The following is a 26000-nucleotide window of genomic DNA, read 5'->3' as shown; positions in this document are numbered from 1 at the left end:
GTTCGTGTTGAGTGTTGGGTGTTCACGCCGAGCTTTCTATTAGCTCCGGCAGATCGCGGCCTTTAGCCTTGGGCTCGCAGCGCACGCTTTAATTCGCTGCCAATAATGGTGCGCGCAATCAACGCATCCGAAATAATCCCGCCCATCTGGACGAACGGATGGACTTGACCCTTAAATTCGATAGAACTCACTACATTGCCCGCATTGAGCATTCGCTCAGCGTAGTCACTTACCTCAGAGACCAACGGATCGAGTTCACCGGTGATCACTGTCGCTGGGGGTAGCCCCGCCAGTTCGCCATTCCTGCCGGGTGACATACGGATATCCGTGCGGTCTGCAGTGCCCGCATAAGAATCATAAAAATAGTTAAGGCGCCGTCGAGTGAGGTAGTAGCCGCCGCTAAAGTCCGAATGGGATTGCGTATCAAAGGTGGATAAATCCATGACGGGATAAATCAGCACCTGATGCGCCAGCTGATCGCGCAGTTCTTGTGCGATGACCGCTGCGATATTGCCGCCGGCGCTGTCACCGCCCACGGCAACGCGGGCTGGATCGACACCAACCCCCAATTCTCCTTGTAGCACCCCGTCTACTACCGCCCGGCAATCATCCAACGGTGCCGGGAAGGGGTGTTCCGGTGCACGACGATAGTGCACACTGATACACATAATTCCCGATTCTGCGGCAATATCCCGCACGGTTGTATCCGTGGTCTCTAAATCCCCCCAGCACCCAGCCGCCTCCGTGGAAGAAGATGAAGGCGGGCTCTGCTGGTGGGGCATCGGCAAGCGCGGGCTCCTCCGGTATATAAACCCGCACCGTGACACCGCGCACCGAGGTCTCGTACACGGACGCCATCCGGGTTTTCTTGCCCCAAGCCGCTGCCGTCTTCTGCTGGGCGGCGCGGTTTTCTTCTGGAGTGCGCCTGTCCAGCTGTGGGGCATCCCTGTTCAGGTCGAGGAATTTTTGGGCTTCGGGCTGAATAAACACCATAAAATACTTTCCAACACTGCACCTATTAAGCGATGCGAGCACTCATCATAGCTGGGTTAAGTAGCGGAAAGGCCCGCCGGGTGTTCCGGCAGGCCTTCTTTGCTTGCTGCTTTTTCTTATCGGGAATGCGCGTTGCGCGGCTGCGCAGTTTCAAATGCTCCTGGAGCCGCTCCGGGGACATCTTCCACATGCTGCGGTCCGCGTGCCCGGGCTTGGTGTATTTCTTGCGTTGAGCCATGCCGTCACCTCCTAACCTGTGAGGTGACTAAGCATAGCGTGCCCAGGGGACATTAGCAGCTCTTAGTGCCCGCGCTCTTGCTCGATGGCCTTGCCCTCGTTCCAGAAGGGCACGAGCTTATTATCGAATAGGGACAGCGCGGCGCCGATGGCCATGTGCATATCCAAGTACTGATAGGTGCCCAGGCGGCCGCCGAATAACACCTTGTTCTCCTTGGCTTCTTGGGCGGCTAGTTTGCGGTACGCCTCCAGCTTGGAGCGATCCTCCGGGGTATTGATGGGGTAATACGGCTCATCGCCCTTATCGGCAAAGCGCGAGTACTCCTTCATGATGACCGTCTTATCGGAGGGGTAACGGTCCTTGCGCTCCGGGTGGAAGTGGCGGAACTCGTGGATGCGGGTGAAGTCCACATCAGCATCGTTGTAGTTCATCACCGGGGTGCCCTGGAAGTCACCGGTATCGAGGACCTCGAGGTCGAAGTCCAAGGTGCGCCAGCCGAGCTCGCCTTCGGCGAAGTCAAAGTAGCGGTCCAGCGGGCCGGTGTAGATAACGGGGGCATCTGGGGACTCGGCGCGCAGGTCCTCGCGGACATCGAACCAATCGGTATCCAGGCGGACCTCGATGTTTTCATGATCCGCCATGTTTTCTAGCCACGCCGCATAGCCATCGACGGGCAGGCCTTCATAGGTGTCGTTGAAGTAGCGGTTATTGAAGGTGTAGCGCACCGGCAACCGGGTGATATTGCTGGCTGGCAGTTCCTTGGGGTCGGTCTGCCACTGCTTGGCGGTGTAGTCGCGGATGAACGCCTCATAGAGCGGGCGGCCAATGAGCGCGATGGCCTTTTCTTCCAGGTTCTTGGCCTCATCCGCAGAGAATTCGCCGGCCTGGTCCTTTATCAATTCGCGGGCCTCATCGGGCGAGTAGTAACGGCCGAAGAATTGGTTGATAAGCCCCAGCCCCATGGGGAATTGGTAGGCGGTGCCATCGTGCATGGCAAAGACGCGGTGCTGGTAGTCAGTGAAATCAGTGAACTGGTTGCAGTACTCCCACACGCGCTTATTAGAGGTGTGGAAGAGGTGCGCGCCGTATTTGTGCACTTCAATCCCGGTGGTGGGCTCCGCCTCGGAGTAGGCATTGCCACCCAGGTGCTCGCGGCGCTCAACAATGAGCACCTTCTTTCCCAGCTGGCTAGCGGCCCTTTCCGCAACGGTCAGGCCAAAGAATCCGGAACCAACAACGATGAGGTCATAAGAAGTCATGGCTTCCACTTTATTGCACTCCAGAGGGGAGCACGGGTCATCGGCGTGTCGCAACAAGATTCACAGCTGTCACACTCGTAGCATCACTATCAACTGTTAACTTTTGGCAACCGTTTTTACAGCTACACCGGCACTTACTCAACCCAGGGAGAATAGAGTGAAGCAACGACGTCGACTAGTTCCCACGAGGTCAACGTGGACCACACCCGTCATCGCGACGGTTTCCTCCATTGCCCTCGTCATGGCGGCCGCATTCGGCGGCCAGCAGGTCCTTAAAACCCAGAACTCCGGTTCTGGCGGACCCATCGAGGTTAAAAACGCCTCTGAAAGCTTTAGCAACGCCGACTCCGTCGTCGTTGATGATCCCGCCGTGGCAGCGCAAGGCGATGGCGAGGGCCCGCGTGCCGTCAAGCACTTCCACCGCGACGAGGCGTTCAACATGTTCGCCGTGACCTGGGAGGGCAAGCGCGACGTGCACTCCTTCGTCCGCTCCAAGCAGGAGGACGGCTCCTGGAGCGAATGGTTCGATATGGATGCCATGAACTACGGCGATGGCAAGAACGGTACCGAGCTTATTTACGTGGGCGATACCAACGATGTGCAGGTATCCATGGCCAATGTGGACCTCGTAACCGGTTCCAACCTGGATGACGATGCTGAGTTGCCCGATAAAGCAACCGGTGCTGCGGATGCCAACCGCGCCGCCGCGCAGCCCTATAACGTCGGCGATATCGCCCCAGTAGCTGATGAAAACAACACCGACCGCACCACCGTGTCGGACCTGGATGCCGTCTTTATGGACGGCAATGCCCAAGAAGGCCAAGCCATCGAACCTACTGCCGCCACCGATGGCATGCCAAAGGTAGTGTCCCGCTCCGGATGGGGCGCCGATGAATCAAAGCGCTGCCAGCAGCCCACCTACGATGACGGCATCAAGGCGATGACGCTGCACCACACCGCGGGCTCCAATAACTACACCCCAGCACAGGCCGCCGCACAGGTTCGCGCTGCCTATGAATACCACGCTCAGAACCTGGGCTGGTGCGATATTGGATACAACGTGCTCGTGGATAAGTTCGGCACCATCTACGAGGGCCGCTACGGCGGTCTCGACAAGGCCGTCCAGGGCGCACACGTTGGTGGCTTCAACTCCCACAACTGGGGCATCTCCATGATTGGCAACTACGAAAATGAAGAACCGTCAGAAAAGATGCTGAACTCGGTGGCAGAAATTGCCGGGTGGAAGGCCGCGATCTCCGGCATCGATCCCACGGGCACCGCTACCCTGACCTCTGGTGGCTTTGGCGGATCCCGCTTTCCAGCCGGCGCGCAGGCTACGGTACCCGCATTCAGTGGACACAATGATTTCCACTACACCCAGTGCCCGGGTCGCTACACCACGCAGCACTGGCAGCAGATCCGCGATAACACCAAGCAGAAGTACAACGCGGTTAAGGCTGGCGGTAACTCTGCTGCAATGAACTGGGATAAGAAGTCGCCATCGAGTAACGGCGGTCATTCCACCCCGGGCGAGGCCACCTCCTCCATCGGCGGGGTGGACATTCCGGTATCGACCATCCAGGCCTTGGCAGGCATCGCCGCCGCCGTATTCGGCGTCCTAGTGTCCAATGACCGCGTGGCACAGCCGGATGCTGATAAGAAGCTTGCCGGTGACCTGACCGCTGGCGATATTCCGAATATCGTCAACAAGGTTGTGCAGCTTTCTAATAACGAAGGCCTCAAGGAATCCTGGACCTCCGTCCTGAACGCCTTTGGTCCCGTCTTGGGTCTCGCCGTTGGCGGACCGGACACCACCGATTCCGGCAAGATTATGTACCAGCTCTTCAAAAACGGTGTGGTCCTCTCCTCCGAGGACTCCGAGGCAAAGGCCCTGACCGGAGAAATTGCCAAGAAGTGGGCGGAAGGCGATAACGCTTCCAAGCTCGGCCTGCCCACCACAAACGAAATGAAAGACGGCAAGGAAATCCGCGTTCAATTCCAGGGCGGCGAGATTGTCTACAACATGGATACCGAAAAGGTAGACATCTACACCGACTAACCTCCCCGTGGAGCGGAAGTTAGAACCAGCGCTCCAATACCTTTGCCACGCCCGCCTGGTGGTTGGCCACGGTGACCGCATCAGCGGCCGCCTTCACCGCCGGGAGGGCGTTTTCCATTGCCACCCCGCAGCCGGCCCAGGTGAGCATCTCAATATCGTTGGGCATATCCCCAAAAGCAATGGTCTTTTCCTGCGCTATCCCATGCTGGTTGGCCAACCACTCCACACCCCGGCGCTTGGTGACATTAGGGGCCGCGACCTCTAATACACCCTCCTGCATGGAATAAGTAATATGCGCCAGCTCCGGATCAATATGGGGAGCAATCAAGTCGTAGAGTTCCGGTGCGGAATAATCCGTATTCCGGATAAGCAGCTTGACCACCGGCTGCGCCACCAGCTCGCCCACGCTGACCACACCAAAGCCCTCAAAGAGGGCATTTTCGGAGTAATAAGGCTCAACCACGAAGAGCTGATCGGGGGCATCGGCAAGCGAGCCGCCCGCCCGCTCTGCGCCAAAGCCAACCGTGCCGAGGACGCGCTGCGCTACCGTCACCACCTCTTCTAGCGCGTCTGGATAAAGCTCCCGCGCGGATAGCACGCGGTCTTCCGCGGAATCATAGAGCACCGCCCCATTTGAGGTCACGCATACCGGGCGCACCGTGAGCTGCTCTAGGACCGGCTCTATCCAGCGAAAAGGCCTGCCAGTGGACAAAGCAAAATACGCACCCTGCTGCACCGCCCGCGCCACTGCGTCGCGGTTGCGACGCGGGACGCGATGATTGCGGTCCAGCAGGGTGCCGTCAATATCACTCGCGATGAGCCGAGGGGCCCGGGTAGGGAAAGTATCCATACCCGCGAGTTTACTTCAGGACTTAAAAGTCCAACTCATCCTCATCGGAGTCTTCCCAGTTCAAGGAACGCTTGATAGCGCGCTTCCATTCACCGTAGAGGTAATCCACCTCTTCTTGCTCCATCTTGGGCTTGAATACGGTGAGGTCACCGCGCTGGGTATCCAGAATGCTGAGGTCTTCCCAGAAGCCATTGTCCAAACCGGCAGCGACAGCGGCGCCGGTTGCGGTGGTCTCAATGTTCTTCGGGCGGTGTACCTCCACGCCCAAGATGTCAGCCTGGAACTGCATGAGCAGCTCGTTGGTGGTCATGCCACCATCCACGCGCAGCTCGGTGATTTCCACGCCGGAGTCCGCCACCATGGCATCTGCCACATCGCGGGTCTGGTAAGCGGTTGCCTCGAGGACGGCGCGAGCCAAGTGTCCACGGTTAGCGAAGCGGGTCAGGCCCACGATGACGCCGCGGGCATCGGAACGCCAGTGCGGGGCGAAGAGACCGGAGAACGCCGGGACGATGTAAACGCCGCCGTTGTCCTTGGTCTCCCGCGCCAAGTTCTCGATGGCAGAGGAATTAGGAATGAGCTGCAGGTTATCGCGCAGCCACTGCACCAAGGAGCCACCCATGGACACGGAGCCTTCCAGTGCGTATACGGGGCGCTCGCCCTCGCGCTGGAAACAGACGGTGGTCAGCAGGCCGTTTTCAGAGAACTTCGGGGTGGTACCGGTGTTCAGCAGCAGGAAAAGGCCGGTGCCGTAGGTGTTCTTGGCCGAACCCGCACGGAAGCAGCCTTGGCCGAACATAGCGGACTGCTGGTCGCCCAAGATGGCGCGAATGGGAACGCCGGCGAGGGAACCGCGCTCGCGGACGGTGCGGAAATCACCCAGGGACGGGCGGATCTCCGGCAGCATGGACATCGGGATGCCCATTTCCTTACACAGCTCTTCGTCCCACTCCAGCTTTTCGATGTCCATGAGGAGCGTACGCGAAGCGTTGGTTACGTCCGTTGCGTGCAGCGCTTCCTTGTCGCCGTCTCCCTCGGCACCACCGGTCAGGTTCCACAGCAGCCAGGAGTCAATGGTGCCGAAGAACAGGTCGCCCTTTTCGGCGCGCTCGCGGACGCCATCGACATTGTCGAGGATCCACTTAACCTTCGGGCCGGCAGGATAGGAGTTGATCAGCAGGCCGGTGCGGCGGCGCCACTTATCCGGGCCCTCTTCACCAGCCAGTTCCTTACAGATAGCGGAGGTGCGGGTGTCCTGCCAGACGATGGCGTTGTAGACGGGCTCGCCAGTGTTCTTATCCCACACAACGGTGGTTTCGCGCTGGTTGGTGATACCGACGGAGTCGATATCTTCTACTGTTATATCGCCATTGGCCAAAGCCTCCCCCACGGCGCGGCGGGTGTTGCTCCAGATCTCCTGCGGGTCGTGTTCTACCCAACCCTTTTCTGGGAAGATCTGCTCGTGCTCGAGCTGGCCCACGGATACCTGATCGCCATCGTGGTTGAAGATGATGCAGCGGGTTGACGTGGTTCCCTGGTCAATAGCTGCGACGTATTTCTTATCACTCATGTGTCTAATTTCTCCTGTATAGGGGTTGGATTAAAGCGCAATGGACAGTAGACCAACGGCGACGGCCGAAAGCAGCGGGCCAACAATCGGCACCCAAGCATAGCCCCAGTTAGCGCTGCCCTTGTCCTTAATGGGTAGGACGAAGGCGTACATCAAGCGTGGACCCAAGTCACGAACCGGGTTGATGGCGTATCCCGTAGGCGTACCCAGGGACAGGCCGACGGCGACAACAACGAACGCCACACCGAAGTAGCTCAGCGGTCCCAGCTCGCCACCGGCAGGACCGAAGGCGATGAACATCAACAATACGGTGGTGGCGATGAACTCGGTTACCGTATTCCAGCCATTGTGTGGGTGCGCGGGGGCGGTGAAGAAGATTCCCCCGGTTTCAGAATTGGCGCCGGTAACCTTGCCCTCTTCGTCGTAGTTATTCGCATCGAAGAGTTGCTTGAACGCGGCCCATGCCAGGAAGGCACCGAACATAGCACCCAGGATTTGGCCCAGCGCGTAGAACGGAACCAGGTTCCATTCAAGCGAACCATTGAGCGCAAGCATGAGCGTTACCGCAGGGTTCAAGTGGCCGCCAGAGGGGTCGGCCACGCTGGCGCCGACGAAGACGCCCATGCCCCAGCCCAAGGCAATAACAATCCAGTCGGAGCCACGAGCGCCCGAGGTGCGGAGGTTTACCAGTGCGCACCCGCCGTTACCAAGAAGCAGCAGCAGCGTGGTGCCGATAAACTCCCACAAAAATGCATCAGATCCAGCCATAAGTGTCTCCCCTTATCCTTGAGTCTCGGTCGGACGAGCGGAGCCAGCGCGGACCAGAATGTCGTTAGCTTCGCGGTCAGTTACAGCTGCCTCAGCGGCCAGCTCTGCCTCGGTGTGCTTGGTGAAGGTATCCACCTCGAGCTGCTTGTCTTCCTCGCTCCAATCCAGCAGCGGAGCAACGAAGTCCGCAACAGCGGGAGCTGCGTTGACGCCACGGTCACCGAATTCGATGGCAACGCGGAGGCGACGGGTCAAGATATCGTCCAAGTGCAGCGCACCCTCATGGGTGACGGCGTAGCGCACCTCAGCCCAGAGGTAGGTCTCTGCGCCAGGAACGGGCTCGAGCAAGGACTCGTCATCCTGCGCAGGAGCCAGAACCTCACCCAGAAGCGAACCGTAGCGGCCGAGCAAGTGCTCGATGAAGTCCTCGCTCAGGTTGTAGCGACGGGCCAAGGTAGGAATCTGGTTGGCCAGTGCGTGGTAGCCGGCAGCACCCAGGATCGGGGTGTGCTCGGTGATGGATTCCGGCACCTTGCCGCCGAGTTCTTCCACGGCCAGGTCAACTGCATCCTTACCGATGACGCGGTAGGTGGTGTACTTACCACCGGCAACGGAAACCATACCCGGAGCTACGCGAGCCACGGCGTGGTTGCGGGACAGGTTGGTGGTGGAATCGGACTTACCGGATAGCAGCGGGCGCAGGCCGGAGTAGACACCGACGATGTCATCACGGGTGATCTGGCGGCGCACGCGCTGGTTGACCTCATCCAGGATGTAGTCAATATCCGCCTTGGTGGGGGCGGGATCCGGAAGGGATAGGCCCTTTTCCCAGTCGGTATCGGTAGTACCGATGATCCAGTAATCGCCCCATGGGATGACGAAGAGGACGGACTTTTCGGTCACGAAGCACAGTGCTGCTTCTGCATCTAGGGCATCCTTTGGCACAACGATGTGCACACCCTTGGAAGCGTGAACGGTGAACTTGCCTTCCACGCCGGCCAACTCCTGGATCTTGTCGTTCCAGACACCGGTGGCGTTGATGAAGACCTTACCGCGCACGGTGGCCTCCCGGCCGGTGGCGGTATCGCGGACCTTGGCGCCAACTACGCGGCCGCCGCGGTCCTTGTCAAAGCCGATGACCTCGGTATTGGTGCGCACGTCGGCGCCGTACTCAGCGGCGCTGCGCAGCACGGTCATGGTGTGGCGGGCATCGTCCACCAGGGTGTCGTAGTAACGTACACCGCCAACGATGGCGTCTTCCTTCAAACCAGGAGTGACCTTGAGGGCGCCCTTGCGGGTGAGGTGCTTTTGCATCGGCACGCTCTTTGCACCGCCCATGAGGTCATAAAGGGTAAAGCCGCCGAACATCATGACGCGCTCCCATACGTGGTGGGTGAGCGGGAAGATGAACTTCAGTGGCTTGACCAAGTGGGGAGCCAACGTGGACATGTTGAGCTCGCGCTCCTTCAGGGACTCTGCCACGAGGCGGAAGTCAAACATTGCAAGGTAGCGCAGGCCACCATGGAACATCTTAGAAGAGCGGGAGGACGTACCTGCCGCGAAGTCACGGGACTCCAGCACCGCGGTCTTCAAACCGCGGGTTGCTGCATCCAGGGCCGCGCCGGCACCCACGGAGCCACCACCGATGATGACGACGTCATAGTCCTCATCCGCGTAGCCATTCCACACATTTTCAAAATATTCGGGGTTAAAGGATTGATTGCTTTGCTGGGTCATTAGAGACCGCATCTCCTTCCTTAGTGCTCATGTGTGCTTGCTCCGACAAACAATGAATGAGATGGCGTAAGCACAGCTAAAAGCAAGTTTTGGATGATTCATGATGGCGAATATTGCACTCTAAATAATAGAGACAATATCTCCTATCTCCTATGGTAGAGGTCACCGCTTAAACATTCACTAGAGGTTTCTCACACGTAACTTCCGGCCCCGTAAGCAGTCAATTCCCACGTGTTGATTAGCCCACCACAAAGAAAACCACCCCCTCGTGGGGGTGTCAACTCAAACGTTTACGCGCTCCTAATCTGCTTGCAACCGAGCCATCGCTTCCAAGACCTCGGACATACCCGCGCGCTCGGCAGAATACGTCACAGCCTGCGCGTCCTTGACTACCTCGATGGGTGCGGTCTCTAAGGCAACGATCGGGATGTGATTCAAAAATTCTTCATCCCCTGGCTCATTACCAAATACCAGTGCCTCATCCGGTTTGGCCTGCAAATCATCCAGGATGCAGTCAACGCCGGCAGCGGCCGTGGCCGAGGTAACCTTCATCGTTTCCTTATCCAAGAGCGGCTTTTCGGCTTGCTCATCAAGCTGGATATGCCAGACCGCCTGTGGGACATCCAAATCCGCATCGCACGACACCACGATGAGCACCTCCGCCGCGGGGTAGATGCTTTCTAGCGCCGCCTTCAACCGTGGGGTCAGGGCATCGTCTTCCCAGTTCAGCGTGCTTTGATGCGCCACCACTATGCGCGGGATGGCAGAAAACTGGGCTTTGAGCCGGTGCGGCAAGCGAGAGACGATCAGGCGCGACTGGGTCGCCGCGGCAAGTAATCCCTGCTCTACCACGGATCCTTCCCAGATCTCCTTGCTGCTTGAGGCAATAGACGCCTGGGCCTGTGCCACGTCGGTTTTCAATTGCGCCATAACATCGGCGACCTTATCCCGACCTTCATCCAAGCCACGGGTTGCCTCTTCCACCACGGCATTGAGATTGGTCTTGACCCACTCCAAGGTATCGGCCGCGATATGCTTCTTATCCTGCGACGCATCCCCTTCCTGCTCTTCCTGCCCTTTGGCAGTGGCCATGTGGTTGCGCACGAGTTCAACTGTGGAGGCAGAAACGCGGTCTTTGAGCCCTACCAAGTCATCGCGCAAACGACGCACTCGGTGCCGCTCCGTTTCCACCTCCGCATCGCGCGCTTCGGCTTCTTCCAGCGTCGGGGCGGAACCGCCCTTGCGCGCGGGAACCCAATATTCGCCGGCGGGCATGGGGCCGAACTCCGCCTCGTAATCCTCCCAGAGCCCCTCTAGGGCCTCCTGCATGCGGCGGCGAATTTCTGCAGTATCCGCTTCTGGGTTCCCGGTGGGGTAATACGGCTCTAGCGCGGTGATAAACACCGGAGTTTTAGTACGGCCTAGGTTCTTCTTGTGCCCCTTCGTCCACAAACGCTGCGAACCAAACATCACCTGCGGGACAACCGGTACGCCCGCTTCAAAAGCGATGCGGGATGCGCCGGTTTTCATGCTGCGGATTTCAAAGCTGCGAGAAATCGTGCCCTCAGAAAACACACCAACGATCTCGCCAGCTTCGGCAAGCTCCACCGCCTTAGACAAGGAGTCTTTGCCATCGATGCGGTCTACCGGCACATGCCCCATGGCACGCAATAGGCTCCCCACACCTGGGGTGTTAAAAATGCTGGCCTTGGCCAGAAAACGCACCAAACGTTTTTTGCGATAAGCAATAAACGCACCGAACAGAAAATCCATATACCCGGTGTGATTGCACACGATGACGGCACCGCCGTCATCGGGAATGTTTTCTTCCCCAGACAGGCGCATCTGCAGGCCTTGGGCCAAGGTGAGGCCGCGCCCGATGTGGGTGATCTGGCGGTATAAGAAATTCGTCGCAGCGTTCATGGTGCTCCTTTAGCTTTGCTCCGCAGGCTACTGCGGGGTGAGAACATCCTTGCCCACGAATGGGCGCAGGGCCTCCGGAACAACAACGGAGCCGTCGGCTTGTTGGTGGTTTTCCAGGATCGCCACGATCCAGCGGGTAGTGGCCAAGGTGCCGTTCAAGGTAGCGGCTACCTGCGTCTTTCCGTTCTCATCGCGGTAGCGGGTGGCCAGGCGACGGGCCTGGAAGGTGGTGCAATTGGAGGTGGAGGTCAGTTCGCGGTAGGTACCTTGGGTTGGTACCCACGCCTCGTTATCGAATTTACGGGCCGCAGAAGAGCCCAAATCACCGCCCGCGATATCGATGGTGCGGTAGGGCAGTTCCATTGCAGCCAGCATTTCCTTTTCCATATCGAGGAGCTTTTGGTGCATGTCCTCGGCGTCTTCCGGCTTGCAGTAGACAAACATTTCTAGCTTGTCGAATTGGTGCACGCGCAGGATTCCGCGGGTGTCCTTGCCGTGGGAACCGGCCTCTCGGCGGAAGCAAGAGGACCAGCCGGCGTACTGCAGGGGCCCATTGGACAGGTCGATGATCTCATCCTTGTGGTAGCCAGCCAGGGCCACCTCGGAGGTACCGACGAGGTAGCGGTCATCGGCAGGCAGGTAGTAGACCTCATCGGAGTGCTGGCCCAAAAATCCCGTGCCCGACATGATTTCTGGGCGCACCAGCACCGGCGGAATCATCAATTGGAAACCGGCTTCCCGCGCCTTTTGCGCAGCCAACATCAGCATACCCAGCTGCAGGAATGCGCCATCGCCGGTGAGGTAGTAGAAGCGGGCACCGCCTACCTTCGCACCGCGCTTGACGTCAATCAGCCCCAGGGATTCACCGAGTTCAAGGTGGTCCTTAGGCTCGAAATCGAAGTGCGGGATCTCGCCTACTTCTTCCACGAGAACAAAGTCATCTTCGCCGCCGGCGGGTGCGCCTTCGACGACGTTATCGATCTTGTACTGCAGCTCTTCCACCGTGGCCTCAGCCGCGGACCGAGCCTCTTCAGCCTCTTTGACCTTGGCCTTGAGCTCATCTGCGCCTTCCAGCAACGCCGGGCGCTCTTCCGGGGAGGCCTGACCAATCTTCTTGCCCAGGGATTTCTGCTGGGAACGCACCTCGTCGGCCTTCTGGATGGCAAAGCGGCGCTTCTCATCGGCAGCGAGGAGCTGATCCACGAGCGAGGGGTCTTCCCCACGGGTGACCTGGGAGGCGCGGACAACGTCTGGGTTTTCACGGAGTAGCTTGAGATCAATCACGGGACTGATTCTAGCGTACTGCCATTGCCTTGCCGTGGTAATAACCAGCGAATTATTATGGAACCATGTCCTCCCTAGAATTGCCGGCCCGCGAAATCAGCGATGGCCCCACCCCAAAGCACGCCCAATTGCACGATATTCTGGAGGAATTATGTAATACCACCCTCAAACCCGGTGATATCCTTCCCGGTGAGAGGCTCCTGGAGGAAACCTACGGTGTCTCCCGGATTACGGTGCGCCGGGCCATCGGGGATCTCGTAGCCGCTGGTAAATTGCGCCGCGTGCGCGGCAAGGGCACCTTCGTTGCCCCCAACCCCTTGGTATCGCGCCTGCACTTGGCTTCCTTTTCCGATGAAATGAGCGCCCAAGACGTGGTGGCTTCCTCCAAGATTCTCAACAGCGGTCGGGGTAGCGCACCGGAAGCGGCCACCAATTTCTTTGGCGCCCCTGCCACCGAGGCACAGATTCATTTGCGCCGGCTGCGCTTGGGCGATGGCGAGCCTTATTCCATCGATGACGGCTGGTACAACTCCGCTTTTGCGCCAAGCTTGCTGGAGAATGACACCTATAATTCGGTGTACTCGATTTTGGATAAGACATTTGGCGTCCCCATCACGGACGCGGACCAGACTGTGTCTGCCATTGCCGCACATGAGGAGATTGCGCCGCTTCTCGATGTCCCCATTGGTTCCCCTCTGCTGCATATCGTGCGCTGCTCGCGCTCGGGCGACAAGCCCGTGGAATGGTGTTCCTCGGTCTACCGCACCGATAGGTACCACCTGAATACCCGCGTTTCCCGGGATACCTCAATCTAGAAACTACCCTGCTTAACAGGTAAGATAAGGGGCCTTATGAAGAAATCACCTGCGTGGCGTTCCGCTGTGGCCGTCCAGATTGCTTTGATCTCAGCAATCGCGGCGGCCGTTTTCATGGGCATCTACGGCATTGTCAGCAACCACGAGTCCAATGGGGGCGATAATACGGCCGCTTCCGAGCAGTCCGCTGAGGACGGCGCGGATGGCTCGGGCTCTTCTGATCCGAAGCCGGAGCCTTTTACCTCCGCCTCCGCCGGATCCTGCGTGACATGGGATATCAACGAGGATGGCTCTGCCGCCTCCTTTAAAGAGGTGGAATGCTCGGAACAGCACCGCTTCGAGGTCTCCACCGTGGAGGACCTCAGCGTCTACCCCACCAGTGAATTCGGCCCAGATGCCTCGCGGCCCGCGCTCACCCGCCAGCACCAGCTGCGCGATGAGCTCTGCGAATCCGCCACGGTGAGCTACCTGCACAGCAAGTGGGATCCGCACGGAAAATACGATATTGCCTCCATCCTGCCGCCGGAAGCCGCGTGGAATAACGGTGACCGCACCCTGCTGTGTGGCCTACAGACCACCGACGATCGCGGCGTGCCGCAATTGACCACCGGCAATGTCGAGGCTTCCGAGCAGGCCAATCTGGCTAAGCCAGGCGAGTGCTTGGCCATCGATGATAAGCAGGTACCGCACGTCGTGGACTGCGGACAACCACACCAGCTAGAGACGGTATCCGTCATCGATCTGGGCAAGAAATTCCCCGATGCTTACCCGGATGGCAAGGAGATGGATAAATTCCTTTCAGATTCCTGCACCTCCGCCGCTGAGGACTACCTAGGCGGGGAAGAGCAGCTCTACCAATCCACACTGCAGCCGTTCTGGGGCACCGTGTCTGAAGAGTCCTGGAATGGCGGCACCAAGTCCGTAAACTGCTCGCTCGTCCACGCCCGCGATGATGGCGGCTTTTCCTCCATCACCGGCGCCGCCACCGATGGCCGCCAGGCGCTCTCCATCGATGGCAACCCGCCGGAGGAGCGCCCAGAGCGCAACCCTATTCGCGATAATAAGCCGGCGCCGTAAATGTATTCCGTATCGGAAGAGCGCTTCGAGGAGATGGTCAATGACGCCCTCGATCAGGTGCCCGATGAATTCGTGCGCAAGATGCGCAACTTGGTGATCATGGTGGAAGAGGAAAACCCCGATGATCCTACCTTGCTGGGGCTCTATGAGGGCGTCGCCCTGCCCAAGCGCACCTTCGACCACACCGGGTATTTGCCCGATGCGATCTTTATCTATCGCCGCACGCTACAGCGGTGGAGCACGTCCGAAGAAGACTTGGCCGAGCAGGTTAAGGTCACGGTCTTCCACGAGCTAGGCCATTATTTTGGCATGGAAGAACACGAACTGCACCGGCTAGGCTGGGGCTAAAACTCGATATCGGCCCAACGGGTCAGCGCCCATTCGCCGAATTTTTTGCCGCGCGGCTCCATCACGGTAAAGCGGCAATTGGGCATATAGCCGGTGTAGGCAAAGTCCGCGTCCGCGCCGGTGGCGTGCTTGGTTACCACCCGGATTGCCGCGCCGTGGCTGACGAGGATGACATCGCGGTCATCGGCAAGCTGCGCCGCAATCTCTTCCAAAGCGGGCTGGAAACGCGAAAGCACGTCCTGGAGTCGCTCGCCACCTTCCATGGCGGCCTGACTATCGCCATAGCACCAGCCGCGCATGGCAGCATCGTGGCTGCGGTGAGCCGCCTCGCTGGCGTCGAGCTCCCAATCGCCGGCGAAAATCTCCTGCACATTCGGGATGACATCGATGGGAATGGAAAAGCGCGGCAGATTCCGCTCCTGCTCAAAGGCCTGCGCCGCCAAGGTGGCGGTTTGCTGCGCCCGCAGTGCAATCGAGCACTTGAAGTCGACCTCGCGCTCGCCCACGAAGCCCGCTAATTCCCGGCCCACCTCCGTGGCCTGGTTGCGCCCCAGATCCGTAAGCTCCGCGCCCGGCGGGCGGGTATCAAGCAGCCGGGAGACGTTGGAATGGGTTTGGCCATGGCGCAGCAGGATGATTCTTCCAGTCATGCGTCCAGATTATTGACCCCTGCGCGCCCTCGCCACCCAGGCATCCGCCTCTGCCAAGTCCCGCGGCGGGTGGCCAGCGGGCGTCGCGGTGGGCCAGGAGCCCAAAAAGCGCAGTTCCTCCGCCCGCAACCACACCGCGCGCAGGGCCTCAGCAACCGGCTGGTCATCGATGTGCCCAATCAAGTCCACATAGAAGCGGTAGTTACCAAAGGTTTGGCGCGTCGGCCGTGACTCAATCCGGGAGAGATCCACCCCACGGTGGGCAAAATCTTGCAGGGCCCCCACCAGGGTTCCCGGCTGGTTGGGCAGGGTGAAAATGACGCTGGTGCGATCCTGGCCGGTGCGCGCGGTCGGGCGCCCCGGCAGGCCCACCAACACGAAGCGGGTGGCCGCGCCCTGCACGTCGGCCACGCCGCTCGCCCTGGTTTCTAGGCCGAAGATTTCGGCCGCCCGCGCTGGCGCCGCCGCAGCGTCGACCTCCCCGCGCGCTACGGCCTGCGCCGCCGCCGCATTCGAGCTAGCCGGCACGAATTCCACGCCCGGTGCGTTCTCTGCTACCCAGCCGCGGATTTGTTGGAAGGCCACCGGATGCGTGCTCAGGCGCGTGATGTCTTTCGTTCCCGGCCTTGTCATGATGCTGAAGGTAACGGGGATATCTACCTCGCGGTAAATCTGTACGGGATCGCCTTCTACCAGCGCATCAAAGGTCGTCGTCACCGCACCATCCACGGAGTTTTCTATGGCGACGCAGGCACAATCGGCCTGCCCGGCGCGCACGGCCGCCACCGCCGCCGATGGCGAGTCCACCGGCAGGGTCTCCACGGTCTCCCCGCGCGCTTCCCACTCGGCGGCGAATTTGTGCACGGCGGCCTCAGTGAACGTACCGGCGGGGCCTAAGAAAGCGATGGTTGTAGTCATGCCCGTCACCTTAACCCACTAGACTGGTGCGCCATGGACTTTTCCATAGAACGACTGCGCGCAGAGGTGCAGGGCATGAGCCCCGCAGAGCACGGTTTTACCTACCTGGATCTGCAACGCGCGCCTACCCGCACCGGCCGGCTGCGCGGGTGGGTCCTATCTGCAAAGGATCTCAACGATGTCGCGGGCATGCCCACCACTTTGGGCAATGCCAAGCGCACGTACTATCCCGCGGTCAGCGAGCCGTTCATCGCGAAATTGGAAAAGCAGGGCGCGACGTTCATTGGCAAGTCCTCCACCCCGGAGTTGGGCTTGCGCGTCGATACGGAGCCTGTGGATCTTCCCCACCCCGATAATCCCCTTTATCCAGGTCGCACCCCGGGCGGTTCTTCTGGCGGCGCGGCCGTCCAGGTAGCCCGCGGCCTCGTGCGCGCGGCCCAGGCCAGCGATGGCGGCGGTTCCATTCGCGTTCCCGCGGCGGCCTGCGGGGTCGTGGGCTTTAAGCCTGCGGGCAGCAACCTCGGCACGGAGGGGTTTATTACGCGCACCGTGGCCGATAATGCGTTCCTGCACGGCCACCGCACGATCACCCCGCGCGCCCGCATTGGGCTCTTGCTGGAGCCGCTTTTTGCCGCGACCCGGGTGGAGGCCCACCACCTCCGGGCGGCACGCGAGGCCGCAGATCGGCTGCGCGCCGCGGGGTTCGAGGTCGTCCCCATTGCGCCGTATCCGCAGGCAGCGGCCACGTTTGCGCACTTCCGCGAGATTTTTACCTCCCGGTTTGTGGGGCTGCCGCAGGCAGAAGGCTACGCGGCTTGGGTGGCCCAGCAAGGTGCTACCGTATCCGCCGCCGAGCTAAGCGCCGCGCAGCGCCATGTCCGCCACCTCCCGGAGCTCTTGGCGCAGCAGTGGCGGGTCGATGCCATTGTCACGCCCATGCTCACCGCGGATCCACCGCCGCGGGGGCATTTCCTGTCCCTTCCGCACGCGGAGAATTTCGACGCCCAAACGCGCTGGTCACCCTGGGCCTCGCTGTTTAATATGGCCCAATTGCCCGCCATCTCCGTTCCTTGGGCCATCCCTGCGCACCCGCCCGTCGGCGTGCATGTGGGAGGCATTACGCTTTCCGATGCCCAACTTTTAGGCCTCGCCCACATCCTGCACCCATGACCAAGAACCTCCGCGCCGAACTACTCATCGTCCTGACCCTGACCTTTGGTATTTCCGGGGTCCGGGCGGTGCTGCGGCTTATCAATTCACTGGCCGCCCCGCAGTCGCTCAATGAGCAATCCGTCACACTCAACTCCAGCCAATCCAGCCTGGCGTGGGTGGATTTGGGCCTGCAATTGTGCTCGGCGGCGGTCCTTTTTGCCTATGGTGCGCTAGCACTTTTCCTGCTGGCACAAGACCACATTAAACCGGCCGCCTACCGCGCCTCTGATTGGTTGCACGGCGCGGGACTCGCCGCGCTCATCGGCATCCCAGGCCTCGTTTTGTATTTCGCCGCGGTGCAATTTGGCTGGAGCAAAGAGGTCATCCCCGGTGACTTCGACAATGCGTGGTTAGAAATTCCGGTGTCCCTTATCAAGGCCGCCGCCAATGCCTTTGCAGAAGAGACCGTGGTGGTCATGTGGCTGATGACCAGGCTGCGCCAGGCGCGCTGGTCGCTGTCGGCCGCCTTGGCGGCAAGTTCCATCCTGCGCGGTTCATATCACCTGTACCAGGGGGTATCGGCCGGCTTTGGCAATATCATCATGGGCATAATCTACGGCTACTACTATCACCGCACCGGCCGCGTGTGGCCGCTTGTCATCGCGCACTTTCTTATCGATGCCATCGCTTTCCTCGGTTATTCCTTCGGCCTTTCCGTGCTTTAATAGCGCTTTAATAGCGGCGTGCTCGCGGAGAAAGCGGGGGAATTGGCCGGCGCCTTGTAAGGTATAGCGCATGACTGAATCAGGACGAGATCCGCATCGGGAGGCGCGCCGCGCTGGCGATAGCTCATCCAATGAGTTCGTCCTTGGGGCCGATGGCCGTCCCCTCAAGGACCGCTATGGTCGGCCCATCCGCCGCCGGCCCCGCACGAGTCGTGCCGAGCCGCAGCAGCACATCCCACGCCAGGAAACCCCTACCCGCTACCCCAGCCAGTACCGGGCCCAGCAGCAGCGTTCCGCGCAGCAACCACCACAGCGGCCACAACAGCCACAGCAACGGCCGCCACGGCGACCACAACGCTCGCAGCCGCAATCGCCGCAGCAGTTGCAACAGCGCTACCAGCCACAGCAAGCGCAGCAACCGCCCCGCCACCATTCCAAGCCACACAGTCGCCGGAAAAAGACCAATCCAGTCAAACGATTCTTTGGCTGCGCCGGCATCTTTGTCCTCTTCGTCGTGGTGTGCAGCCTTATCTTCGCGCTGTGGGCCGATACGCGCCTGACCCGCGTGGATGCCCTCCCGGATGAGCAGGTGGCCAATACCTCTGGCACCAATTGGCTGTTGGTGGGATCCGATTCCCGCCAGGGCCTGTCCGAAGAGGAGCAACAAGCGCTCGGCACCGGTGGCGATGTGGGCGAGGGACGCACCGATACCATCATGCTCCTGCATATCCCGCGTTCCGGCCAAGCCCAACTGGTCTCCATTCCACGCGATAGCTACGTGGAAGTACCCGGCTTCGGCATGGATAAGATCAACGCCGCTTTTGCCTACGGCGGGCCAAAGCTCCTAGCACAAACCGTAGAGGGCAATACTGGCCTGCACATTGACCACTATGCCGAAATTGGCATGGGTGGTTTGGCCAATGTGGTCGATTCCGTCGGTGGCGTCGATATCTGCGTGCCAGAGCCCATTAATGACCCGCTGGCGGGCATCGATCTGCAGGAAGGCTGCCAGAAGCTAGAGGGCAGCGATGCGCTGGGTTATGTGCGCACCCGCGCCACCGCGATGGGCGATCTCGACCGCGTGCAGCGCCAGCGCGAGTTCTTTGCGGCGCTCCTAGATAAGATCACGTCCCCGGCCACGCTGATTAACCCCTTCCGGTCTATTTCCCTGATTAACCACACCGCCTCCTCTTTCATCGTGGGCGATGGCGATCACGTATGGCACCTGGCCCGCGTGGCGCTCGCGATGGGCTCCGGCGTGGATACGGAAACCGTTCCCATCGGCGGGTTCCAGGACACCGTCGTGGGCAATGTCGTGCTCTGGGACGATGAAGGCGCCCAACAGCTCTGGGACTCTATGAAATAGGCCTGAACTCAATCTTCGTACCGGAAAAACGTTATTGAGAAACCAGCAAGTGTGGTTGCTATGAAGAATTCAGGGTGAATTCTCCATTCCACAGGATCCATGGAGAACATCCTAATTATGCCAAGCATGAAGACTATTGCGCTGGCGGCTGCGAGAGCCCAGGCTATGCGCCGAGGCCCTGAGTTTTTCTTGTTCATACCTTGACCCGTCCTACCTAGATTGCGAAGAAAGCGGCCCTTTCCTCCTCGTCTTTTCGAGGTAAAGGGCCGCTTTGGTGTGGTGCGTTTAGCGCAACGTCACCTGGCGGGACTTGATGTTTTCTAGCTGCTTGCGCTCCTCTGCGTTCAATTGCGCGTCATTGGAGATTTCTTCTTCCAAGGCCTTATCTACGCCCGCGAGCTTGTCCTCATAAGAGGAGTAATCAACCTCAGGCTGCACGTCAAAGACGGGAGCAATAAGGCCGTGGGTGCGGAATACTCCGGCAAACTTGGTGTCCTCGCCCAAGTTCAACTCGCCGCGCGCGGCGACTCGCGCCAGGGCATTGAGAAACGCGGCCTCATCGTCATTCGGACGCACCCAGCGCACGTGCGCTTTGCCGCCGCCGGCATTGGCCCAAAAGGCGGTACCGGTAATGTCCTTGCCCACCTGGTGGGATTCGATGACCGAGTCATTGGCGGCGCGCATGGACTGCGATACCTCAGGGGTGACCTGCGCGCCTTCCGGAATCCACCAGCTGAAGTCCTGGTGAACTTCGATGTCGAGGGTGATTGCGGCATCGATAAGCTCACTAAGCTCCGGCTGCGAACCATCGGCCGCGGTCGATTCCAAGGTAGAGCCTGGCTCGTTGTTCTTTACCCAGTTCAGGGCGAAGGCCAGATCCCGGCCGGGGTTATGAGTGTGGGACTGCACCTGCAGTGCCACAAAAGCATCGCCGCCGAATTCCTCATCGCGGATCAGCGCCGCGGTGGCGCCCGGGAGGACGGTAGAGACGTAGACGTTCCTATCGCAGCCCTTCACGTCGAGCTTCGCAAAAGCGGAGGGCACGAACTCTTGCATGGCAACGAGGGAAGCCTCCGCCGCAAGGCCGCTATAGGGGCGCGGGTCCTTTTCTAGGGCGGCGCGCTCTTTGGCGCGGGCAGCAAGCTTCGCCTGACGGCGGGACATGCCCTCAGGCAGGTCTTCTTGTTTCTTTTTCTTCTTGGCCATGCCTCCAAGATACCTGCTTTCTACAGCTCAATAGCGCGCAGGGCCACCTCCGGCTGATTGGTGGCAAGCATGTCCACGCCGTTGGACCAGGCCCACTTCATGTCCTCCGGCTTATCAACGGTCCACATATACGTGGGCAAACCCTGCGCACCGATAATCGCCGCCTGCATCTTGGCGCGCAGCAGGGAAACCCCCAGGGCGCTCGGGCGCGACCACATGAAATCCGAGCGATTAAAATGGCGTTCCCAGTCTCGGCGCAGGTAAATGCGGTCAATATGCGGTGCCAAAATTTTCATGCGCCGGATGGCCTTATGGGAAAAGGAAATAACGTGCATGCGCGGATCCTCATCGAGCCCGGCGGCGCGCAGCCGTTCCATGACCCGCTTTTCCAAGGCACTACCTTGCCCGGAGGGGTGCTTGGTTTCAATATAAAGGTGGTGGGGCTTGTCCCCCAGCATGGCCAGGAGGTCATCGAGAAGCATCATGCGCTGCCCCTTGCCAATGTCGACCTCGCTCAGCTCCCGCCAGTCCATCGCCGAAACCCGCCCGGCGTGCCCCGCCGTTCGCTCCAAGGTGGGATCGTGCTGGACTACCACCTTGCCATCGCGGCTTAACCGCACATCGCACTCCACGCCATGGATAGGAAGCTCCATGGCCTTTTCAAAAGCTAAGGGGGATAGCTCCGGGTATTTTCCGGAATATCCCCTATGCGCGACGATGTGCACTAGCCAAAGAACTTTTCTTTGATGTCATTGAGCGTCTTGGCAGAAGCGTCGAAACGCTCCTTTTCGTGCTCGTTGAGCTGCAGCTCTACCGGGCGGACGATGCCAGTGCGGTTCACGATGGCCGCGGTGCCGATGTAGAGGTCCTCCACGCCGTACTCGCCCTGCAGATAAGCAGAGACGGGAAGCGCCACGTCCTGGTTCTGGATGATCGCGGCGGTAATGCGTGCAAGCCCCATGCCGATGCCGTAGGAGGTCGAGCCCTTTGCGTCGATAATGGAGTAGGCGGCGTCGCGGGTTTCTTCAAAGATCTTTTCAATGCGCTCGGCGTATTCCGGATCCTTTTCCAGCTTCTGCGAAAGCGGCACACCGGCAACATTCGCGGTGGAGACGGCCGGTAGCTCAGAATCGCCGTGCTCACCAATGATGTAAGCGTGTACGGACTTCGGTGCCACGCCTTCCAATTCACCCAGCATGTAGCGGAAGCGCGCGGAGTCCAGAATCGTACCGGAGCCGATGACCCGCTTGTGGTCAAAGCCGGAGGCCTTCCATACCGCGTAGGTCAGGATATCGACCGGGTTGGAGGCGACTAGGAAGATGCCGTCGAAGTCATTAGCAATGACATCCGCGACGATGCTGTTCATGATCTTGACGTTCTTATCCACCAGTTCAAGGCGGGTTTCACCGGGCTTTTGGGCAGCGCCGGCACAGATGACGACCATGTCAGCGTCCGCGCAATCCGCGTAGGTGCCCTTGGTGACGCGGGTGCGCTGTGGCGACCAGACTACGCCGTGGTTGAGGTCCATGACATTGCCTTCCAGCTTCCGCTCATCGATGTCGATGATGGCCAGGTGGTCGACGATGCTCTGGTTGACCAGTGCGTAGGCGTAAGCGACTCCCACGTCACCCGCGCCAATGAGAACGACTTTATTTCCTACATGCTTTGCCATAACCCCATTGTGCAACGCTTAGCGGGGTTTTGCATGCGGATTGTTTCACACTGCGCAACGGAACATGTTCTGGGATAATGGGCAACCATGAAACGCGCCTTCAGCCGCGCTGCACTAATTTCTCTTGGCGTAGTCGCGGATCTCACGCCCGTCGTCCGCATGACCAGCCGACAAACGTTGCCGCCTCATATGTCGGCCGGAATTTTAGGCGCAGAGCTGGCCACGTGGGCCGCGGTATCCCCGTCCCTGCTGCCCCGCCCGTGGTGGGTAACGGCGGCAAATGTATCTATCGGGCAGGCCATCGGGCACCTCGGGGCGGCCTCGACGAGCTTTGTACTCAACCGGCTGGGCAAACGCCCGCAAGACCGTTTGGGCCCGCAGCACCGCCAAATCTTGCACTTAGCTATTGGCGCCGGCACCGCCTTCAACGCGGCGCTCTCGCTGCGCAACCAGGAAAAGCAGGCGGGTCTGGTCAATAAGCAATTGGTTCGCGGTCCGGCTACCGCGGCCATCGGCCTAGCCGCCGGCACCGCCGGATACGGCGCCCTGCTCTTGGTAGGCGAGGCCGCACAACTAACCGTGACCAAGTTATCGCGTCAATTGGGTCGCTGGGTTCCAGCACTCGTGGCCTGGCCGGTCGTCACCGCAGGTCTAACCTTGGCCGCGGTGGGGCTATCGGACCGCGTGGTATTCCGTCGCTGGATCCGTTCGCTCTCCCACAAGGCACAGCGCTTAAACAAGCAAATCTTTCCCGGTACGTCGATGCCCTGGGAGCCGGAGCGCTCCGGCAGCCCATGGTCACTTGAACCTTGGTCCGCGCTGGGGCAACAAGGGCGGCGTTTTGTCTCTAACGGTCCGCGCGCCCGCGATATTCGCACCGTCACCGGCGCTCCCGCCAAAGAACCCATCCGCATTTATGCCGGCTATATCCCAGGGCGCTCCTTTGCCCAAGCGGCGAAGAAGGTGCGCTCAGAATTGCAGCGCACCGGTGCGCTGCGCCGGGATACCATCGTCATTCAGATGCCCGCGGGATCCGGGTGGATCAATAATTGGGGCGCGAGCTCCTATGAGTTTTTAACTGCCGGTGATTGCGTCACCGTCACCATGCAGTATTCCTACCTGCCCTCGGTTTTTGCCTACCTCGTGGATAAAAACGCGCCCAAGCGCGCCGCGGCCGAGCTCATTTCCGTGGTGCAAGAAGAAATTGACAAGCTCCCAGAAGAAGACCGCCCGCGTCTCTACCTTGCGGGAGAATCCCTGGGCGCCTACGCCATTATGGAAAACTTCCAGAACAAGGAAGAACTTCTCGCCGCCTGCAGCGGCGCGGTCTTTTCTGGCCCGCCGCGGATGACGCGCTTTACCCAGCGCCTGCGCCGCGATATCGGCTCGCTCGAGCGACTTCCCGTCATCGATGGCGGACAACACGTCCGCTTTGTTGCCCAACCGGAGCACTCGCGCCGCGATGCCTTTGGCAACGATTTTTCCTCGAGCTGGCGCCGGCCCCGCGTGCTCATTGCCCAGCATGCCTCCGATGCCATCGTGTGGTGGGACCTAAACCTAATGTTCCGCCGCCCCACCTGGATGCACGAACCCCAACCGGAAACACTCCGAGCGGATACGCTCCGCCACCTGCGCTGGGCGCCGTTTATTACTTGGTGGCAGATTGGCCTAGACCAGATCAACTCCCTAAACGTCCCAGGCGGCCACGGGCATAATTATTTTCAGGAGATGCTCTGGTACTGGAACGAGGTCCTAGGCTCCCAATCGCGCCTGAACCTCACTCCAAAATTAGCCGGAAAAATCGCCGGATTTATCCGCCTCGACGCCTAATCGCACTTCACACCAGTGCTGTGGTGCGGGCAGTACCCGTTCGGCACCTTGTGCAGGTACTGCTGGTGCTCGTCTTCGGCCAGGTAGTACTCGCCAGAGTCCGTATCAGCTAAGCGTTTTACTTCGGTCGTGGTTTCCCCAAAACCAAATTCTTTGAGTTTATCCGCGTAGCTATCCACGATTTTTTGGATCTCTTCCCGCTCTTCTTCGGTACGGGGATAAAACGCGGAACGGTACTGCGTGCCCACGTCATTTCCCTGGCGGAAGCCCTGCGTCGGATCGTGGGCTTCCAGGGCCTTCACCACGAGCTCGCGCAAGGAGATCTTCTCTGGGTCGTAGGTAACTTCCACGGTTTCTGCATGGTTTGTTTGCCCGCGGCAGACCTCATAATACGTGGGGTTCGGGGTGGTGCCGCCGGCGTAGCCCACAGATGTGGACTCGACGCCATCGGTCTCCCAAAACATCTTTTCCGCACCCCAGAAACAGCCCAGGGCAATCAAAATCGATTTCTGGCCGTCCTTCCACGGGCCGGTAATTGGGGTATTCAGCACCGCGTGCGGGGCTGGGTCCAAGACCGGCTCGCTGCGGCCCGGCAAGGCATCTTCCGCAGCCACCATCTTCGGTTCTGGTTTAAACATCCACATCAGTTAAAGCTCCTTTCTCCATTTCCCTAATAACGTTGTACTGGGCAAATAGATTCCCGGGCCACTAAATATTCGCTGTAATTGCAGATTTCAAATTAATCATGGCGAAATCTTTCGATCGTGCCTATCATCGGGACACGTACCCGAAGAAAGGATTACACAAATGGCTGTTTACGAACTTCCTGACCTCCCATACGCATACGATGCACTGGAGCCACACATCTCCGCAGAGATTATGGAGCTCCACCACGACAAGCACCACGCAACCTACGTGAAGGGTGCTAACGCTGCCCTCGAGGCACTGGAAGAGGAGCGCAACGGCGAGGCTAACCCAGACCGTATCCGCGCCCTGTCCAAGAACTTGGCATTCAACTTGGGTGGCCACACCAACCACTCCATCTTCTGGAAGAACCTGTCCCCGAACGGTGGCGGCCAGCCCACCGGCGAGCTGGCAGAGGCTATCGACCGCGACTTCGGTTCCTTCGAGAAGTTCCAGGCACACTTCGCTGGTGCCGCTACCTCCCTGCAGGGTTCCGGCTGGGCAGTGTTGGGTTACGACCACATCGCTGACCGCCTGATCATCGAGCAGCTCACCGACCAGCAGGGCAACGTTTCCGTTGACTTCACCCCGCTGCTCATGCTCGATATGTGGGAGCACGCTTACTACCTGCAGTACAAGAACGTGAAGGCTGACTACGTCAAGGCCGCATGGAACGTCTTCAACTGGGACGACGTTGCAGAGCGTTTCGCTGCAGCTAAGAAGTAACTTTTAACTTAGTTACTTTCTGCCGCCTTTCCTTACTGGAAGGGCGGCATTTTTATGTTTGCGCTAACCCCATGGGTTAAACGACAAAACGTGTTGTTTTTCGGCGTGTCGAGTTAAACGACATTTTGTGTTGGTGGGGGTAGGGGTTTA

General features: G+C 59.7%; 25 protein-coding genes. 9 read left to right on the top strand and 16 right to left on the bottom strand.

The genetic code is table 11. The features are described 5' to 3' along the window. Nucleotides 1-62 precede the first annotated feature (62 nt). The 4 genes from ABRP98_RS08020 to glf all read right to left on the bottom strand — a co-directional run bounded on the left by ABRP98_RS08020 (nt 63) and on the right by glf (nt 2490). Nucleotides 63-698: an alpha/beta hydrolase gene (locus tag ABRP98_RS08020; protein ID WP_349858562.1), complete on the bottom strand. Its 636-nt coding sequence runs from the start codon at nt 696-698 to the stop codon at nt 63-65. Beyond that, entirely contained in the window at nt 607-993 is a 387-nt protein-coding gene (locus ABRP98_RS08015; RefSeq protein ID WP_349858561.1) for a hypothetical protein, read from the bottom strand. The genes ABRP98_RS08020 and ABRP98_RS08015 overlap by 92 nt, the downstream gene beginning before the upstream one ends. A gap of 25 nt (nt 994-1018) precedes the next feature. Further along, nucleotides 1019-1231 carry a hypothetical protein gene (locus ABRP98_RS08010; protein ID WP_349858559.1) on the bottom strand — a complete coding sequence of 71 codons (213 nt, stop codon included), beginning with the start codon at nt 1229-1231 and terminating at the stop codon, nt 1019-1021. 62 nt (nt 1232-1293) lie between these two features. Next, on the bottom strand, nt 1294-2490 hold the full coding sequence (gene glf / locus ABRP98_RS08005) for a UDP-galactopyranose mutase (protein WP_349837008.1): 1197 nt from the start codon (nt 2488-2490) through the stop codon (nt 1294-1296). A 157-nt stretch (nt 2491-2647) separates the two neighbouring features. On the opposite strand from glf, the gene ABRP98_RS08000 reads away from it, so the two are divergent. After that, the gene (locus ABRP98_RS08000) at nt 2648-4549 is read left to right on the top strand and encodes an N-acetylmuramoyl-L-alanine amidase (RefSeq protein WP_349858557.1); all 1902 of its coding nucleotides are present in this window, start codon (nt 2648-2650) and stop codon (nt 4547-4549) included. 19 nt (nt 4550-4568) lie between these two features. Here ABRP98_RS08000 and ABRP98_RS07995 read toward each other — a convergent pair whose 3' ends face one another. The 6 genes from ABRP98_RS07995 to serS all read right to left on the bottom strand — a co-directional run bounded on the left by ABRP98_RS07995 (nt 4569) and on the right by serS (nt 12681). Beyond that, nucleotides 4569-5399, bottom strand: coding sequence for an HAD family hydrolase (locus ABRP98_RS07995; RefSeq protein WP_349858556.1), 831 nt, complete (start codon nt 5397-5399; stop codon nt 4569-4571). 22 nt (nt 5400-5421) lie between these two features. After that, nucleotides 5422-6969: a glycerol kinase GlpK gene (gene glpK, locus ABRP98_RS07990; RefSeq protein ID WP_349858554.1), complete on the bottom strand. Its 1548-nt coding sequence runs from the start codon at nt 6967-6969 to the stop codon at nt 5422-5424. 30 nt (nt 6970-6999) lie between these two features. After that, nucleotides 7000-7737, bottom strand: a complete 738-nt coding sequence (locus ABRP98_RS07985) for an MIP/aquaporin family protein (RefSeq protein ID WP_349858551.1) — start codon at nt 7735-7737, stop codon at nt 7000-7002. Nucleotides 7738-7749: 12 nt separating this feature from the next. After that, nucleotides 7750-9474, bottom strand: a complete 1725-nt coding sequence (locus tag ABRP98_RS07980) for a glycerol-3-phosphate dehydrogenase/oxidase (protein WP_005279711.1) — start codon at nt 9472-9474, stop codon at nt 7750-7752. Between the two features lie 300 nt (nt 9475-9774). Continuing rightward, entirely contained in the window at nt 9775-11397 is a 1623-nt protein-coding gene (locus ABRP98_RS07975) for a lysophospholipid acyltransferase family protein (protein ID WP_349858549.1), read from the bottom strand. A 27-nt stretch (nt 11398-11424) separates the two neighbouring features. Next, nucleotides 11425-12681, bottom strand: coding sequence for a serine--tRNA ligase (gene serS, locus ABRP98_RS07970; RefSeq protein ID WP_349858547.1), 1257 nt, complete (start codon nt 12679-12681; stop codon nt 11425-11427). Between the two features lie 65 nt (nt 12682-12746). On the opposite strand from serS, the gene ABRP98_RS07965 reads away from it, so the two are divergent. From ABRP98_RS07965 to ABRP98_RS07955, 3 genes are read left to right on the top strand one after another with little or no spacing between them, the layout of a single operon-like run. Continuing rightward, nucleotides 12747-13496: a GntR family transcriptional regulator gene (locus ABRP98_RS07965; protein ID WP_349858545.1), complete on the top strand. Its 750-nt coding sequence runs from the start codon at nt 12747-12749 to the stop codon at nt 13494-13496. Nucleotides 13497-13532: 36 nt separating this feature from the next. Next, a complete protein-coding gene (locus ABRP98_RS07960; RefSeq protein WP_349858543.1) occupies nt 13533-14573 on the top strand; it encodes a septum formation family protein in 1041 nt (346 codons plus the stop codon). Further along, nucleotides 14574-14921: a metallopeptidase family protein gene (locus tag ABRP98_RS07955; protein ID WP_349858541.1), complete on the top strand. Its 348-nt coding sequence runs from the start codon at nt 14574-14576 to the stop codon at nt 14919-14921. It begins immediately after the preceding gene. Here the strand turns inward: ABRP98_RS07955 and ABRP98_RS07950 are convergent. Beyond that, on the bottom strand, nt 14918-15571 hold the full coding sequence (locus ABRP98_RS07950; RefSeq protein ID WP_349858539.1) for a histidine phosphatase family protein: 654 nt from the start codon (nt 15569-15571) through the stop codon (nt 14918-14920). The two genes, ABRP98_RS07955 and ABRP98_RS07950, sit on opposite strands and share 4 nt — an antisense overlap. Before the next feature lie 9 nt (nt 15572-15580). Continuing rightward, nucleotides 15581-16489: a prephenate dehydratase gene (pheA, locus tag ABRP98_RS07945; protein ID WP_349858537.1), complete on the bottom strand. Its 909-nt coding sequence runs from the start codon at nt 16487-16489 to the stop codon at nt 15581-15583. 33 nt (nt 16490-16522) lie between these two features. Here pheA and ABRP98_RS07940 point away from each other — a divergent pair, with 33 nt between their 5' ends. The 3 genes from ABRP98_RS07940 (at nt 16523) to ABRP98_RS07930 (ending at nt 19732) form a co-directional block, all read left to right on the top strand. After that, complete coding sequence (locus ABRP98_RS07940) at nt 16523-17659, top strand: amidase (protein ID WP_349858534.1); 1137 nt, start codon at nt 16523-16525, stop codon at nt 17657-17659. Next, nucleotides 17656-18366, top strand: coding sequence for a CPBP family intramembrane glutamic endopeptidase (locus tag ABRP98_RS07935; protein WP_349858531.1), 711 nt, complete (start codon nt 17656-17658; stop codon nt 18364-18366). Before ABRP98_RS07940 ends, ABRP98_RS07935 begins: the two co-directional genes overlap by 4 nt. A gap of 70 nt (nt 18367-18436) precedes the next feature. Beyond that, on the top strand, nt 18437-19732 hold the full coding sequence (locus ABRP98_RS07930) for an LCP family protein (protein ID WP_349858529.1): 1296 nt from the start codon (nt 18437-18439) through the stop codon (nt 19730-19732). Between the two features lie 285 nt (nt 19733-20017). On the opposite strand, the gene ABRP98_RS07925 is transcribed toward ABRP98_RS07930, so the two are convergent. The 3 genes from ABRP98_RS07925 to ABRP98_RS07915 are packed head-to-tail and all read right to left on the bottom strand — an operon-like array spanning nt 20018 to nt 22610. Continuing rightward, nucleotides 20018-20938: a DUF5926 family protein gene (locus ABRP98_RS07925; RefSeq protein ID WP_349858527.1), complete on the bottom strand. Its 921-nt coding sequence runs from the start codon at nt 20936-20938 to the stop codon at nt 20018-20020. A 20-nt stretch (nt 20939-20958) separates the two neighbouring features. Beyond that, complete coding sequence (locus ABRP98_RS07920) at nt 20959-21663, bottom strand: glycerophosphodiester phosphodiesterase family protein (RefSeq protein ID WP_349858525.1); 705 nt, start codon at nt 21661-21663, stop codon at nt 20959-20961. After that, the gene (locus ABRP98_RS07915) at nt 21663-22610 is read right to left on the bottom strand and encodes an L-lactate dehydrogenase (protein ID WP_349858522.1); all 948 of its coding nucleotides are present in this window, start codon (nt 22608-22610) and stop codon (nt 21663-21665) included. Before ABRP98_RS07915 ends, ABRP98_RS07920 begins: the two co-directional genes overlap by 1 nt. 87 nt (nt 22611-22697) lie before the next feature. Here ABRP98_RS07915 and ABRP98_RS07910 point away from each other — a divergent pair, with 87 nt between their 5' ends. Further along, the gene (locus ABRP98_RS07910; RefSeq protein ID WP_349839246.1) at nt 22698-24440 is read left to right on the top strand and encodes an alpha/beta-hydrolase family protein; all 1743 of its coding nucleotides are present in this window, start codon (nt 22698-22700) and stop codon (nt 24438-24440) included. On the opposite strand, the gene msrA is transcribed toward ABRP98_RS07910, so the two are convergent. Then, complete coding sequence (msrA, locus tag ABRP98_RS07905; protein WP_349858519.1) at nt 24437-25084, bottom strand: peptide-methionine (S)-S-oxide reductase MsrA; 648 nt, start codon at nt 25082-25084, stop codon at nt 24437-24439. The genes ABRP98_RS07910 and msrA overlap by 4 nt on opposite strands. A gap of 163 nt (nt 25085-25247) precedes the next feature. On the opposite strand from msrA, the gene ABRP98_RS07900 reads away from it, so the two are divergent. Further along, nucleotides 25248-25850 (top strand): superoxide dismutase, encoded by a 603-nt coding sequence (locus tag ABRP98_RS07900; protein ID WP_284771236.1) that lies wholly within the window; start codon nt 25248-25250, stop codon nt 25848-25850. Nucleotides 25851-26000: the final 150 nt, after the last annotated feature.

It is taken from the genome of Corynebacterium sp. KPL2838 (assembly GCF_040225455.1).
Classification (GTDB): Bacteria; Actinomycetota; Actinomycetes; order Mycobacteriales; family Mycobacteriaceae; genus Corynebacterium; species Corynebacterium rhinophilum.
This window is presented reverse-complemented; position numbering and strand designations above follow the sequence as displayed.